The sequence below is a fragment of the Bacillus sp. JK62 genome, assembly GCF_053663455.1.
On the sequence record NZ_JBSJQA010000005.1, the window covers coordinates 116101 to 130012 of the forward strand.

The 13912-nt window shown below is 47.5% G+C and carries 16 protein-coding genes; 12 read left to right on the forward strand and 4 right to left on the reverse strand.

From position 1 onward, the window contains the following. Nucleotides 1-87: 87 nt before the first annotated feature. Both ACWJJ4_RS13010 and ACWJJ4_RS13015 read left to right on the forward strand, forming a co-directional pair. On the forward strand, nt 88-423 hold the full coding sequence (locus tag ACWJJ4_RS13010) for a hypothetical protein (RefSeq protein ID WP_070081397.1): 336 nt from the start codon (nt 88-90) through the stop codon (nt 421-423). 115 nt (nt 424-538) lie between these two features. After that, a complete protein-coding gene (locus ACWJJ4_RS13015; RefSeq protein ID WP_063174887.1) occupies nt 539-1684 on the forward strand; it encodes an acyl-CoA dehydrogenase family protein in 1146 nt (381 codons plus the stop codon). Nucleotides 1685-1710: 26 nt separating this feature from the next. On the opposite strand, the gene fbpB is transcribed toward ACWJJ4_RS13015, so the two are convergent. Both fbpB and ACWJJ4_RS13025 read right to left on the reverse strand, forming a co-directional pair. Further along, nucleotides 1711-1857: a Fur-regulated basic protein FbpB gene (fbpB, locus tag ACWJJ4_RS13020; RefSeq protein ID WP_003156206.1), complete on the reverse strand. Its 147-nt coding sequence runs from the start codon at nt 1855-1857 to the stop codon at nt 1711-1713. Next, nucleotides 1844-2023: a Fur-regulated basic protein FbpA gene (locus ACWJJ4_RS13025; RefSeq protein ID WP_003156203.1), complete on the reverse strand. Its 180-nt coding sequence runs from the start codon at nt 2021-2023 to the stop codon at nt 1844-1846. Before ACWJJ4_RS13025 ends, fbpB begins: the two co-directional genes overlap by 14 nt. A gap of 212 nt (nt 2024-2235) precedes the next feature. Here ACWJJ4_RS13025 and ACWJJ4_RS13030 point away from each other — a divergent pair, with 212 nt between their 5' ends. Then, a complete protein-coding gene (locus tag ACWJJ4_RS13030; RefSeq protein WP_007410221.1) occupies nt 2236-3129 on the forward strand; it encodes a cation diffusion facilitator family transporter in 894 nt (297 codons plus the stop codon). Here the strand turns inward: ACWJJ4_RS13030 and ACWJJ4_RS13035 are convergent. Beyond that, a complete protein-coding gene (locus tag ACWJJ4_RS13035) occupies nt 3126-3443 on the reverse strand; it encodes a thioredoxin family protein (RefSeq protein WP_003156200.1) in 318 nt (105 codons plus the stop codon). The genes ACWJJ4_RS13030 and ACWJJ4_RS13035 overlap by 4 nt on opposite strands. 153 nt (nt 3444-3596) lie before the next feature. Here ACWJJ4_RS13035 and ACWJJ4_RS13040 point away from each other — a divergent pair, with 153 nt between their 5' ends. The 5 genes from ACWJJ4_RS13040 (at nt 3597) to ACWJJ4_RS13060 (ending at nt 9996) form a co-directional block, all read left to right on the forward strand. After that, a complete protein-coding gene (locus ACWJJ4_RS13040; protein ID WP_003156199.1) occupies nt 3597-4682 on the forward strand; it encodes a D-alanine--D-alanine ligase in 1086 nt (361 codons plus the stop codon). A 76-nt stretch (nt 4683-4758) separates the two neighbouring features. After that, the gene (locus ACWJJ4_RS13045) at nt 4759-6129 is read left to right on the forward strand and encodes a UDP-N-acetylmuramoyl-tripeptide--D-alanyl-D-alanine ligase (protein ID WP_454021684.1); all 1371 of its coding nucleotides are present in this window, start codon (nt 4759-4761) and stop codon (nt 6127-6129) included. A 330-nt stretch (nt 6130-6459) separates the two neighbouring features. Further along, nucleotides 6460-7944, forward strand: a complete 1485-nt coding sequence (gene cshA, locus ACWJJ4_RS13050) for a degradosome RNA helicase CshA (RefSeq protein ID WP_003156196.1) — start codon at nt 6460-6462, stop codon at nt 7942-7944. Nucleotides 7945-8060: 116 nt separating this feature from the next. Next, nucleotides 8061-8540 carry a PH domain-containing protein gene (locus ACWJJ4_RS13055; RefSeq protein ID WP_003156195.1) on the forward strand — a complete coding sequence of 160 codons (480 nt, stop codon included), beginning with the start codon at nt 8061-8063 and terminating at the stop codon, nt 8538-8540. Beyond that, complete coding sequence (locus tag ACWJJ4_RS13060) at nt 8530-9996, forward strand: PH domain-containing protein (RefSeq protein ID WP_146283806.1); 1467 nt, start codon at nt 8530-8532, stop codon at nt 9994-9996. The genes ACWJJ4_RS13055 and ACWJJ4_RS13060 overlap by 11 nt, the downstream gene beginning before the upstream one ends. Here ACWJJ4_RS13060 and ACWJJ4_RS13065 read toward each other — a convergent pair. Then, nucleotides 9993-10592: a rhomboid family intramembrane serine protease gene (locus ACWJJ4_RS13065; RefSeq protein ID WP_003156193.1), complete on the reverse strand. Its 600-nt coding sequence runs from the start codon at nt 10590-10592 to the stop codon at nt 9993-9995. The genes ACWJJ4_RS13060 and ACWJJ4_RS13065 overlap by 4 nt on opposite strands. A 92-nt stretch (nt 10593-10684) precedes the next feature. Between ACWJJ4_RS13065 and acpS the strand changes: the two genes are divergently transcribed. The 4 genes from acpS (at nt 10685) to endB (ending at nt 13909) form a co-directional block, all read left to right on the forward strand. Then, nucleotides 10685-11050 carry a holo-ACP synthase gene (gene acpS / locus ACWJJ4_RS13070; RefSeq protein WP_454021685.1) on the forward strand — a complete coding sequence of 122 codons (366 nt, stop codon included), beginning with the start codon at nt 10685-10687 and terminating at the stop codon, nt 11048-11050. Between the two features lie 164 nt (nt 11051-11214). After that, nucleotides 11215-12222: a LolA family protein gene (locus ACWJJ4_RS13075; RefSeq protein WP_003156191.1), complete on the forward strand. Its 1008-nt coding sequence runs from the start codon at nt 11215-11217 to the stop codon at nt 12220-12222. Nucleotides 12223-12338: 116 nt separating this feature from the next. Continuing rightward, complete coding sequence (gene alr / locus ACWJJ4_RS13080; protein WP_454021686.1) at nt 12339-13508, forward strand: alanine racemase; 1170 nt, start codon at nt 12339-12341, stop codon at nt 13506-13508. A gap of 119 nt (nt 13509-13627) precedes the next feature. Beyond that, nucleotides 13628-13909 (forward strand): type II toxin-antitoxin system antitoxin EndoAI, encoded by a 282-nt coding sequence (gene endB, locus ACWJJ4_RS13085; RefSeq protein WP_003156188.1) that lies wholly within the window; start codon nt 13628-13630, stop codon nt 13907-13909. Nucleotides 13910-13912: the final 3 nt, after the last annotated feature.

Here is a 13912-nt window from a genome sequence, read left to right on the forward strand (position 1 = left end):
GAATGACATTTTTGTGAAAAAGATCACGATAAATCAATAATTTATGCTATTTTGATTTATAATAAAGGTAATGACGGAGGTGCTCACTTGAGAAATTTTATTACCGCATTACCGATTGTGTTATTGCTTGGTTTTTCCTTTTTGTCATTCATGTTTCAATTCGAACATCTTGTTTATTTCAGGCTTGCGCTGGGTTTGTTTTCTACAGTGGGGCTGTTTCTCTTATATAAAATGAAGACGGGATTCCGTTATTTCATCATCTACCTGTATGCAAGCTGGATCGTGCTTGCGGCGGTTACCGCGTTTGAAGAGCCGATTTTTTCAAGCTTTTTCTTTGGCGGGCTTGTGATGACGATGGGTTATCTCACATATATGCTGATTTATCTCGGGCTCAAGCAGGACCGCGGCCCGGAAGCAGTCTGAACGCGCTATTCCATGGAATAGCGTGTTTTTTTTGTACAGCCTCACAGTTGCGAAACGAGACTTGAATCTCTATAATACTTATTAACTTTATCGGAATTATAATGGGGGGATTCCAGTGTCTTTATGGATACAGAATGAACGGCAGCGGGAATGGATGGAAAAAATCGGCCTGCTTGCAGACGAATTTCAAAAAACAGCCGCGCTTGATGATGAGGCGGGCCGTTTTCCCGCCGAGAAAATTCAAAGACTGCGCGACGCGGGATATACGGCGTTAACGGTACCTGAGGCCTTCGGCGGTGCAGGCATTTCCGTTTATGATATGGTGCTGTTTCAGGAACGGCTGGCGCGGGGAGACGCGGCCGTCGCTCTCGGGATCGGCTGGCATTTATCCGTCATGGGTGAGCTCGGAGAAGGAAACAGCTGGGATGAAGATGTCTTTTCATTTATCACAGAAGAGGTGAAAAAGGGAGCCGTCCTGAACAGGGCAGCGACGGAACGGCAGACCGGCAGTCCGACGAGGGGAGGAAGACCCGGCACCTCCGCTGTCAAAAAAGACGGAAAATGGGTGCTGAACGGCCGAAAAACCTTTACAACCCTTTCGCTGACTTTGGATTATATGCTTGTGACGGCATGGATTGAAGAAAAACAAACGACCGGTGTTTTTCTCATTCATAAAGATCAGGCAGGCGTTTCAGTCGAAGAAACATGGGATATGATTGCCATGAAGGCGACCGGAAGCCATGATCTCCTTTTAGATCATGTCACGGTCAGTGACGAGCGGCTTGTGGAGCTTATCAGCGGGCCGAGAGCGGCGAAAGTGAATGGCTGGCTGCTTCACATTCCCGCTGCTTATCTGGGCATCGCTCAAGCGGCAAGGGACTATGCCGTCCGGTTTGCATCCGAATATTCGCCGAACAGCCTGAACGGACCGATTAAAGACGTGCCGGCCGTTCAGCAGCGTGTCGGGGAAATGGAGCTTGAATTGTTAAAAGCGAGACAGTTTCTCTTCACGGCGGCGCAAATGTATGATGACCCGAAACGCCGCCCTTTCATCAAAAGCGAGCTCGGTGCGGCAAAACATATTGTGACAAATGCCGTCCTTTCTGTTGTTGACAAAGCAATGAGAATCACCGGCGCAAAAAGCCTGGAGCGAAATAATCCGCTTCAGCGGTATTATCGGGATGCCCGGGCCGGCCTTCACAATCCGCCGATGGACGATGCGGTCATCGGCAAATTAGCGGCGGAAGCCTTTGAGCAATAAAAAAAAGAGCCTGAAAAAGGCTCTTTTTATGTATGGCTGTTGTGCCGGAGCAGTTTTTGATGCTTGCGGTCAATTCTGTCATAGATCACATTCATCAGCTTCTGATTATTCATAATGGCCGCCTTGTTTTCTTTTATCAGCTGTTCGTATGTTTTTATTTTACGTTTCGCCATGAGCCCGCACCTTCCTTACATATTTGTATTCGCTTTCTAATTCTCCGAGCGATAATTCATATAAATGCCGTTCCGACTTTTTGTATATTCCGTTATTGATCAGCAAATGGATCAGATGTTTTTTTCGTCCTTCAACGGATGATCTGAGCTGAGGAGAAGACCTCATGATTACCCTCCTAATCAAATGATATTGAGAATCATTATCAGTTAATGAAAGTATACAATGGACATATTCATATGTAAAGGAAAAATACCGCCAATTTTTCGACAAAAGTTTCCCGGGGAATAATGCTGTCGAATATTGCATTTGGTCAGATCAAAGCTGCTATTTTTCCGCTTTTCCATCCATACTATGAATGAGAATGGAGGAGTCCTTGCATGAATGATCAAACGGCAAACTTAAAACGGGGCGAAAAAGGCGCGATTCTTAATATCGCCGCGTACCTCATCCTTGCCGCCGTCAAACTGGTGATCGGTCTTATTTATCATTCCGAAGCGCTCAGAGCGGACGGGTTAAATAATGCCACGGATATTGTCGCATCACTGGCTGTGCTGATCGGGCTCCGGATTTCCCAGCGCCCCGCGGACAGTGATCATGCCTACGGACATTATCGGGCTGAAACAATTTCTTCATTAATTGCGTCTTTTATTATGATGGCGGTCGGTATTGAAGTGCTGATCGGAGGAGCAAAGGCGATTGTCAGCGGAACGGAGGCCGAGCCGAGCTTCATTGCGGCATGGACGGCGCTCGGAAGCGCGATTGTCATGTACGGCATGTATGTATATAACAGCCGTCTGGCGGATCGGGTTAAAAGTTCTGCGCTTCATGCGGCGGCGAAAGACAGCCGTTCTGACGCCTATGTCAGTATTGGGGCGTTTATAGGCGTCTTAACGGCCCGGCTTCATCTGCCGTGGATTGATCCGGTCATTGCCTTTCTGATCGGAATTATCATCTGTAAGACGGCATGGGACATCTTCAAAGATGCTTCCCACTCATTAACGGACGGGTTTGATCTGAAAGATTTGGAGCCGTATAAACACACAGTGAAAGAAATAAAAGAGGTCAGCAGGCTGAAGGATGTGAAAGCAAGGTATTTGGGGAGCACGGTTCATGTGGAAATGGTCATTACGGTAGATCCGGGACTGTCTGTGAAAGAAGGCCATGAAGTAGCCGATGAAGTCGAATATGCAATAAAACATGAACATGATGTGACTCATGTCCATGTTCATGTAGAGCCTGAAGTCATAAACAAAGATCGTGAAACGAATTAAATATGCTGTGATAAAAACTCTGTGACTTCTTCGGGCGTTTTCGCGTTTGCGCTGTGAAGATGCGCTTTCTTTTCGCCGTTTTTAAAGATCAGAAGGCTCGGTATGCCCATTACCTGATATTTGTCGGCAAGCTCAGGGAGCTCGTCTCTGTTCAGCTCATACCAATCATTTTGATTATATTCTTCCAAAATATCGCCGATGAACATATTCATGCGCGTGCAGTCAGGGCACCAGTCAGCGAAAAATTTCACGATGATTTCCTTGTCGGATTGAATAAGTTCATTAAATTGTTCTGTTGTACTGATTTTTTTCATATGACACATCTCCTTTTCCATGCCATTTTAATATAAAATAAAAAGGAATTACATACAAATGCTTTCATATTCAGAATGCCCAAAAATAATTAGATCATTTTCTGAGGAAAGTGATAAGATAGTAAAGATGAATTGTTGTGGGGGGAATATCCATTGAAAACAAGTCTAGGATTGGTGTACGGCGGAAAGTCAGCCGAACACAATGTATCGCTGCAGACAGCATTAGCTGTAACAAAAGCGCTTAATACTGAGAAGTTTGATATACATCCGATTTACATCACTGAAAAAGGAGAATGGCAAAGAGGCCCGCTGCTGACTGAGCCGGTTTCCAACGTGAAAATGCTTCAGCTGGAACAAAACGGTGAAAGTTTCGCTCTATCAGCATTGAACCGGGAAATGTTTCCAGAAGCGTCGCCTGACGAAAAGGCGCCGATCGATGTCGTATTTCCGCTTCTCCACGGACCGAACGGTGAAGACGGCACGATTCAGGGTCTGCTGGAATTGCTGAACGTTCCTTATGTCGGCAACGGCGTGCTTGCATCATCAGCCGGCATGGATAAAGTCATCATGAAGCATTTGTTTGCTCAAGCGGGGCTTCCGCAGGCGAAGTACGCCGCTTTTTTAAAAAAGGACTGGAAACAGACGCCGGACAGCTGCTTACAGCAGGTTGAAGAGGAGCTGGGATATCCGTGCTTCGTCAAACCGGCGAACCTCGGGTCAAGCGTCGGAATCAGCAAATGCCGAAACCGTGAAGAGCTTGAAAAAGCCTTCGAACTGGCTTTTGAGTATGACCGGAAAATTGTGGTGGAAGAAGGAATCGCCGGCAGAGAAATCGAAATCGGCGTGCTCGGAAATGACGAACCGAAATGCTCCGCCGTCGGTGAAATCGCGCCGAAAACCGACTTTTACGATTACAAAGCGAAATATGAAGACGGCGACACGGATTTAATGATTCCCGCGCAAGTGACGGATGAACAATATGCGGAAATCAGCGAGATGGCGATTAAAGCCTTCAAAGCGATTGACGGATCAGGCCTTGTCCGCGCCGATTTCTTCCTGACCAATGACGGTCAAGTGCTCATTAACGAAGTGAACACAATGCCGGGCTTTACGCCATTCAGCATGTTCCCGCTGCTTTGGAAAGAAGCAGGCGTAGATTACAGTGATCTGATCGAACAGCTGGTTGAGCTGGCAAAAGAACGCCATGCCGAAAAACAGCTGATTAAACATACATTTTAATGAAGACGGACACTGCCTGAAGGGGCAGTGTCTTTTCCCGTAACAGACAACATTTTCAGAAAGCGAGGTGCCACCTTTGATAAAGCGAACTGTAAAACGAATCGCCGACATGGTCAAAGGCACACTGACAAATCCTGTATTTGAACAAACAATGATTGAGGGCGCCGCAACCGATACGCGGACTTTGGAAAAAAATCAGCTGTTCATTCCTTTAAAAGGCGAGCATTTTAACGGCCACACTTTTGTGCCGCAAGCATTCGAAAAAGGCGTTTCCGCGGTGTTGTGGGACCGCTCTGAACCGAATCCGCCGGAAGAGCGTGCTGTCATCCTTGTCGATGACACGCTGGAGGCGCTGCAGACATTGGCGAAAGCTTATTTGAAAGAACTCGGCACACGGGTCATCGGGGTGACCGGGAGCAACGGAAAAACGACAACGAAAGACATGCTTCACGCCGTTCTCGGCACTCAGTACCGCGTTCACAAAACCGCCGGCAATTTCAACAACCATATCGGCCTGCCGCTGACCGTGCTTGCCATGCCTGAAGATACAGAAATCGCCGTTTTAGAAATGGGAATGAGCGCGAGAGGCGAAATTGATTTTCTGAGCCGTCTTGCTGAACCGGAAGCTGCCGTCATTACCAATATCGGCGAATCCCACATGCAGGATTTAGGCTCAAGAGAAGGAATTGCGGAGGCGAAACTTGAAATTATAAACGGACTTCGGGAAGACGGTGTTCTGTTTTATTTCGGGGATGAGCCGCTGCTCCGCGAAAAGGCGTACACTTGCCGGACAACGACATACGGCGCAGGCGCTGACAATGATCTCCGTCTGAAAGAAATAAAACAGGCGGAAGAAGGCACGTACTTCAATATCGACGGGATCGAACGTTCTTTCTTTATTCCCGTTCTCGGCAGACATAATGTGATGAATGCCATGGCTGCATACGCCGCCGGCATCTATTTCGGCATTACGCCGGAAAATGCCGCTCTGGGACTGAGCCGCCTGAAGGTGACGGGGATGAGATTGGAACTGGTCAAAACGGAAAACGGCATCTCGATCGTAAACGATGCGTATAATGCGAGCCCGACGTCAATGAAAGCGGCGGTCGAATTAATCGAAACGATGAAAGGCTATCGGAAGAAAATGCTCGTGCTCGGTGATATGCTTGAACTCGGTGATGAAGAAAAAGCATTCCACGAAGAATGCGGAGCTGCGATCAATCCGGCGGAAATCGACCATGTATTTACTTACGGCACACTCGGCGCATTCATCGCTGACGGAGCGCGCCGGCATTTTGAAGAAGGGCGCGTCAGCCATTATCTTGACAAAAAAGAACTGCTTTGCGCCATACAGGAAAAGACCGCTTCCGGCGATCTCCTTCTGTTTAAAGCATCAAGAGGTATGAAGCTCGAAGAAATCGTTAAAGATTTATTAGAGAAGAACTGAAAAAATACCGATCAGCATCATAAAAATATACAAAAATGAAGAAACTAATTCAGGGTGAAATAATTCTGTCCGTATGAAAAAGAAAGGCCGCCGGCTGGGAAATCCCGTCCGGCGCGGGGTCCGGCCTCGTTCGCGGGAAGAATCCGGTCAGGCCGCTTCCGGCCGCCTGACCATCTCGCCTTATTGAAAAACACATAGTGTAATGGTAAGATTAAACGTAAAGTAATTCGGGCTTTGTATACGTATGATCCTGTCCTTTGGATGAAAGGGCAGTTTTTAGTGGTAAATCACGACATTACTGAAACAGCAATCAGAAGGAGTTTGAATAATTTGACTATAACGTTTCAAGATTTCCAATTAAGTTCTGATCTCATGAAATCAATCAATCGTATGGGATTTGAAGAAGCAACACCGATTCAGGCACAAACGATTCCGCTCGGACTTTTAAATAAAGATGTCATCGGACAAGCGCAAACAGGTACAGGTAAAACAGCTGCGTTCGGTATACCCCTTGTTGAAAAAATGAACCCCGAGTCTCCTAATATTCAAGCAATCGTAATCGCGCCAACCCGTGAATTAGCCATTCAAGTATCTGAAGAGTTATATAAAATCGGACAAGATAAGCGTGCGAAAGTGCTGCCTATTTACGGCGGTCAGGATATCGGACGTCAGATCCGCGCATTGAAGAAAAACCCGCATATCATCGTAGGTACGCCGGGGCGTCTTCTTGACCATATCAACCGCCGCACGATCCGTTTAAACAACGTGAACACGGTTGTCATGGACGAGGCTGATGAAATGCTGAACATGGGATTCATTGATGATATTGAATCCATTCTCTCAAACGTGCCGAGCGACCACCAAACGCTCTTATTCTCAGCAACAATGCCTGCGCCGATCAAACGGATCGCAGAGCGTTTCATGACTGAGCCGGAACACGTAAAAGTAAAAGCGAAAGAAATGACTGTGTCCAACATTCAGCAGTTCTACTTGGAAGTGCAGGAGCGCAAAAAATTCGATACGCTGACTCGTCTTCTTGACATTCAGTCTCCGGAACTTGCGATCGTATTCGGCCGTACAAAACGCCGTGTTGACGAATTGACGGAAGCGCTGAACCTTCGCGGATATGCGGCTGAAGGAATTCACGGCGACTTAACGCAGGCGAAGCGTATGGTAGCGCTCCGCAAGTTTAAAGAAGGTGCGATCGAAGTGCTTGTAGCGACTGACGTTGCTGCCCGCGGACTTGATATCTCAGGTGTTACCCACGTTTACAACTTTGACGTGCCTCAAGATCCTGAAAGTTACGTTCACCGTATCGGAAGAACGGGACGCGCAGGAAAAACGGGTATGGCGATGACGTTTATCACACCGCGTGAGAAAAACATGCTTCGCGCGATCGAACAAACGACAAAACGCAAAATGGACCGCATGAAAGAGCCGACGCTTGACGAAGCATTAGAAGGTCAGCAGCAGGTGACGGTTGACCGTCTGCGTACGGCGATCAGCGAAAACAACCTGAACTTCTACATGACGGCAGCTGCGGAATTGTTAGAAGATCATGATGCAGTGACAGTTGTAGCTGCAGCCATTAAAATGGCGACAAAAGAGCCGGACAGCACGCCTGTACGCCTCACTGATGAAGCGCCGATGGTCAGCAAACGCTATAAAAACCAGCGTACTTCTAAGCGCAGAGACGGCCAAGGCGGCGGCTACCGCGGCGGCAAAGGGAAAAACAACAACCGTTCTTCCTACGATAAAAAACGCTCAAGCGACCGCCGTTCTTCAGGTGACAGACGCCAGAAAAAATCATACTAAAACACAGGAAGCGGACCCTTTTACGGGGTTCGCTTTTTTTTGATATGCCGGAAAGTGAATCTTTTTTGCAAATCAGCCGTATTTGTATGTATGATAAAAAATGGGAGGTAGGTATGTTGAGAGCACAGCCAAAAAATCGAATCAGTCCAAGCGGCTTAAAAGTCTGGCGTCTTCAGGAAATCATCCTGTCCGCCTTCTGTCTTCTGGCCGTTATAGCAGCAGCTGTTTTAAGCCATTTCTTCCATTGGCCGTATTGGATCACCGGAGTCCTCGGCATCATTTGGGTCATCGGTTCAGTGATATCCGTCTATGCCATACCGAAAATCAGGCACAGGATCTGGCGCTATGAGGTCCATGAAAATGAAATTGATATTCAATCCGGCATTTTTATAGTTAAACGGGTCATTGTGCCGATGGTGAGGGTGCAGCACGTAGATACTTCACAAGGCCCGCTCCTCAGAAGGTACCGTCTGGCCTCAGTCAAAATCTCCACGGCGGCAACCGTTCATTCCATTCCGGCGCTTGATATGGAGGAAGCTGACCGGCTGAGGGATTCCATTTCCCGTCTGGCAAGGGTGACGGAAGATGATGTCTGAGCCGAAACGTCTGCACCCGGCGGCCGTGATTTTGAACTTATTCCATATTATTATCGAAACCATTAAAAACATTATTCTGCCATTTTTTCTCGTCTATATTGTTAATTCCAACCACTTCATCCGCTTTTACGGAGGCATTGCGCTCGCCGTCCTGCTTATCTGGCTGATTACGGCAAGTGTGATCGAGTGGAGAAAATTTACATACCGGATTGAGGACGGAGAATTCAGAATTGAAGAAGGCTTGTTTTTTACGAAAAAGAGATACATCTCCATTGACCGGATTCAATCAATGAATACGAGTGCCGGCATCATTCAGCAGCTGTTTAAGCTTGTTAAGCTTCAAATCGAAACGGCCGGCGACGGGAAAGACGCCGAAGCCGTCTTATCCGCCATTACGGTGGAAGAGGCGGAACGGATCAGAGCGGCTGTTTTTCAGCAAAAAGCGGAGCAAGAAGAACGAGGGGAGACCGCAGCGGAGCAGGAGCCGATGCGCGGGGAAGATGTGCAATCCGTTTACCGCCTGTCTGTAGGTGAGCTGCTTATGGCCGCCTCAACATCCGGGGGAATCGGTGTCATCATCTCGGCGGTATTCGCCCTCTTTTCTCAGATTGATGAAGTACTTCCGATGGACTGGCTCTATGACCGGTTTTCCTTTCTCAAGCATGCGAGCATCGGCATATACGCCGTGATCATTTTCATAGGATTGTTCATCGCCTGGCTGTTAAGCATCGCCGGTATGATGATCAAGCATGCCAACTTTAAGATAGAAAAAAAGGAACACGAATTGGTCATTACGAGAGGAATTATTGAAAAACATCAAGTGACCATCCCGCTCCGTAAAATCCAAGCCATTAAAATTAAAGAAAATGTGATCAGGCAGTTATTCGGATACGCGACGGTTGCGATTGTCAGCGCCGGGAGTGCGGGGAATGAGAAAGAAGGAGCTCAGACGATTCTGTTTCCGATCATCCGCAAATCAAAGCTCGGTGTGATGCTGAACGGTTTCACACCGGATTACGTACTGGAAGAAAATCGGAATCATTTGCCGAAAAGGGCGCTGCGCCGGTATTTATTCCGCTCCGTTATCTTCTCGGTTTTCGTGATCATTCCGCTTTGTATTCTGTTTAAACCGTGGGGATATGCATCGCTCCTTGTGCTTCCCGTCGAACTGGTGCTGGGCTACGCCTCATTTAAGAGCGCGTCATGGTGCTTAAACGGCGGCCGGCTGCAGCTCACCACACGGCTGCTCGGGAAGACGACCACGATTATGCTGAGAAGAAGAATGCAGATGTTTGAAGTCAGCCGCTCCTTTCTGCAAAAAAGAAGGCGGCTCGCATCTGTGGCTACCGCAGTGAAATCAGCTCACCACATGGAGCATGTCATGCTGAAGGATGTCAGCGAGGAAGATGCCGAACGCATCGGGCGCTGGTATTCATATGAAAAAGCGGACGGTTAATACCGCCGCTTTTTTTGCTGCACGCATAAAAAGGAAAGCAAAAATCCGCCTGCCAGTCCGAACAAATGCGCCATAATGTTAATATTAGAATTGATAAACGTCGACAGTACCGCGATGATAAGCAGGGTCATAATCATTTTCGACTGATCCCGGCCGATCAGCTCCTTGCGGAAAACAGTCAGAAACACATACACGCCGAAAAGTCCGAAGATCGCGCCGGATGCGCCGACATGCACATAATCAAGCGGTTCGGCAAGATACGTGCCGATATTGCCGATAATGCCCGATGCGATGTACACAATCAAAAAACGGACTTTTCCGAGCATCTGCTCCAGCGGGGGCGCGAATAAAAAGAGAGACATGGAGTTAAACAAAAGGTGAGTGAAATTCGCATGTAAAAACATCGGTGTCACCAGCCGCCACCATTCTCCCGAGGAAACGCCGTAATTATAGCCGGTCACTGCATCTGACCACATCATGACGGAATGAAGCGGCATACTGAAAAACAGCCACAAGAACGCCTGCAGCGCCAAGATACAGCTGACGGCCGGATAACGTCTGATAAAAGTCTGGAAATTTTCCGTACGTATAAACATCGCAAGCCCCTTTGCATCTGATTTGTTACATATATAGTAACACGTTTATGACATAAACCGTTTTTTAGTACGGACTTTTAGGAGGAATTCACATGATTTTCGGAATCGGAATCGACAACGTTGAACTGCACAGAATTGAAAACATGCTCAGCCGGCAGGCGAGGTTTCCGCAAAGAATATTGACGGAGGCTGAATACGCCCGTTTTACATTGCTGTCGGACAAAAGGAAAATTGAATTTCTCGCGGGAAGATTTGCGGCAAAAGAAGCCTTTTCGAAAGCATACGGAACGGGTATCGGCAAAGAGCTCAGCTTTCAGGATATTGAAACCGGAAACGACACGGCGGGCAAGCCGGTGCTGACCTGCGCCAAGCTGGACGGCGCGGCGGTTCACGTCTCCATTACCCATACAAAAGAATACGCCGCGGCACAGGTCGTGATTGAAAGGTTGTCACGCTAGTCTGCATATTAGCCGAAACCCCTTCATATATTTGATAGTGCATTAAGGGAGACAAGTTGTTTGAGGCTTTTATGGTACGCGTCCGTCCGTTCAGGGCGTACCGTTAAAGTCAAACAAGCGATTTCTTCCCTTTACATCAATTGAGAAGAAGGGGTTGAAAAAAGGTGAGAAAAAGCTTTGTTTTGCTTTTAACGGGACTGCTTGCCGTCCTTATTCTTTCGGCCTGCGGCCAAAAATCACAGGAAGATATCGTGAACGGTTTAGATAAGAAGGCGAAAGAATACACCTCGTACAAAGCGAAAGCCAAAATGACCATTCAGACGGGGAGTGATCCGCAAGTATACAATGTGGAAATCTGGCATAAAAAACCTTCCCTGTACCGGGTCTATCTGGAAAATCCGAAAAAAGACCAAAACCAAGTCATTTTACGGAACGCCAACGGAGTCTTTGTCCTTACGCCGTCTTTAAATAAGAGCTTCAGGTTCCAAAGCGATTGGCCGAATAACAGCAGCCAAGTATATTTGTTTGAGTCACTTGTAAAGGACGTGCAGCATGACAAAGACGCCGTCTATTCCGCCAAAGATAAAAAGTACACGTTTGAAACAAAAACAAACTATCAGCACAACAAAATGCTGCCGACTCAGGAAATCACTTTCAACAAAAAGGACATGAGCCCGTCGCTCGTCAAAGTGATGGATACAGACCGGAAAGTGATGGTAAAAGTCGAATTCAAAAGCTTTGAATTCAACAAGCCGTTTGATAAAGACTCTTTTGACGAGAAGAAAAATATGACGCTTTCCCAGATGGACGTCGCCACAAGCGCCAAGCCGTCTGATTCATTTGCGGTCAAAACACCGCTTCAAGTGCCGGCCGGCGTCAAAAAGCTTGAAGAGAAAGATATTTCAACGGCGGACGGCAAACGAATCGTCATGACTTACGGCGGAGAAAAATCCTTCACCCTTATTCAAGAAAAAGCCCATATCGCAAAAGCCGCCTCTGCCGTCACGCTGAAAGGCGAACCGGTTAATCTCGGCTTCACGGTGGCCGCATTATCTGATACGTCTTTAACGTGGACATATGACGGAGTCGATTATCTTCTGTCATCACAGGATCTGACAAAAGATGAAATGGTGGCCGCCGCCAAAAGCATGCAGGGACAGTCGTCAAAATAATGTCAAAAAAGAGGCCGCCGCTGTCGGTCTCTTTTTTGATTCCATTTCACTTTGCAGAATAATTTTAGTATGATAATAACAATATGAATTGAAAATAATGCTAGGAAGTGTATCGAATGAACACAGCATCCTTTTACAGAGAAACGTGGGCGGAAATCAACCTGTCCGCGATTAAAGAAAATGTCACGCATATGAAAAAACACATCGGGCAAAACGTCCATCTCATGGCGGTTGTAAAGGCGAACGCTTACGGCCACGGAGATTTGGAAGTTGGGAAAGCCGCGCTTGAAGCGGGTGCCTCTTGTCTTGCCGTAGCCATACTGGATGAAGCGATTTCATTGAGAAAACGGGGCATTACAGCGCCGATTCTCGTGCTTGGCGCCGTGCCGCCCGAATATGTACAAGCAGCTGCCGAGTATGACGTAACACTCACGGGGTATTCTGTTGAATGGCTTCAGGAAGCTGCGCGCCACCTCGGAAGTGCGACATTGCCGTTTCATCTGAAAGTCGACACCGGCATGAACAGACTCGGAGTCAAAACGGAGGAAGAAATCCAAAGCGTGTTAAAAATCCTCAGCCAAAATCCCGGTTTAGTCTGTAAAGGCGTTTTCACCCACTTTGCTACCGCGGATGAGAAAAACAGAGATTATTTTCTCTTCCAGTTTGACCGCTTTAAAACATTGATCGCTCCGCTCCCTTTAAAAGAATTGATGGTGCACTGCGCGAACAGCGCCGCCGGACTTCGCCTTAAAAAAGGCTTCTTTAACGCGGTTCGTTTCGGCATCAGTATGTACGGGCTTCGTCCTTCTGCTGACATCCAAAGCGAAATTCCGTTTCAATTAAAGCCGGCTTTTGCGCTGCACTCTGTGTTATCCCATGTGAAAAAGATCCGCAAAGGGGAAAGCGTCAGCTACGGCGCAACATATACGGCAGAGAAGGATCAATGGATCGGAACGGTTCCCATCGGCTATGCAGACGGGTGGCTCCGCAAGCTGAGCGGCACGTCTGTGCTGATCGGCGGCAAACGGCTGAACATCGCGGGAAGAATCTGCATGGATCAATTGATGGTCGAATTAGATCACTCTTATCCGCCGGGCACCAAAGTCACCCTGATCGGCAGCCAGAAGGAAGAAACGATCACGATGGATGAAATCGCAGGGCGGCTTGAGACGATTAATTACGAGGTCCCTTGTACCATTAGTTCCCGCGTTCCCCGTATGTTTTTGGAAAATGAGAGTATAATGGAAGTAAGAAATCCTTTACTGCAAGATAATACAAACAAGTAGCCGTCATCCGGAAAAAGAGAATTTATAAAACAGCTTTGCTTGACGTTTGAATAATGGTATCATTATGTCTGGATGGATGAATTGGTCGTATCCGTAAGTTTGGTGGAGGTGTATGTTTTTTGTCTGAATCCAGCGCAAGAACCGAAATGAAAATCAGCTTGCCCGAAAACTTAGTAGCTGAATTGGATGGTGTAGCGATGCGGGAGAAACGAAGCAGAAACGAACTGATATCACAAGCAGTGAGAGCGTATGTCAGCGAACGGACGACTCGCCATAACCGTGATTTGATGAGACGCGGGTATATGGAAATGGCGAAAATCAACTTGAATATCTCTTCTGAGGCTCACTATGCTGAGTGCGAAGCAGAAACGACCGTTGAGCGCTTAGTCAGCGGAGGATAATCA

Excerpts from the sequence above, each read along its gene's own strand:
- fbpB (WP_003156206.1), bottom strand. The coding sequence starts at position 1,857 with ATGGCGAAACGTAAAATAAAAACATACGAACAGCTGATAAAAGAAAAC.
- ACWJJ4_RS13025 (WP_003156203.1), bottom strand. The coding sequence starts at position 2,023 with ATGAGGTCTTCTCCTCAGCTCAGATCATCCGTTGAAGGACGAAAAAAA.
- ACWJJ4_RS13030 (WP_007410221.1), top strand. The coding sequence starts at position 2,236 with ATGAATGATCAAACGGCAAACTTAAAACGGGGCGAAAAAGGCGCGATT.
- ACWJJ4_RS13035 (WP_003156200.1), bottom strand. The coding sequence starts at position 3,443 with ATGAAAAAAATCAGTACAACAGAACAATTTAATGAACTTATTCAATCC.
- ACWJJ4_RS13060 (WP_146283806.1), top strand. The coding sequence starts at position 8,530 with ATGATGTCTGAGCCGAAACGTCTGCACCCGGCGGCCGTGATTTTGAAC.
- ACWJJ4_RS13065 (WP_003156193.1), bottom strand. The coding sequence starts at position 10,592 with ATGTTTATACGTACGGAAAATTTCCAGACTTTTATCAGACGTTATCCG.
- acpS (WP_454021685.1), top strand. The coding sequence starts at position 10,685 with ATGATTTTCGGAATCGGAATCGACAACGTTGAACTGCACAGAATTGAA.
- alr (WP_454021686.1), top strand. The coding sequence starts at position 12,339 with ATGAACACAGCATCCTTTTACAGAGAAACGTGGGCGGAAATCAACCTG.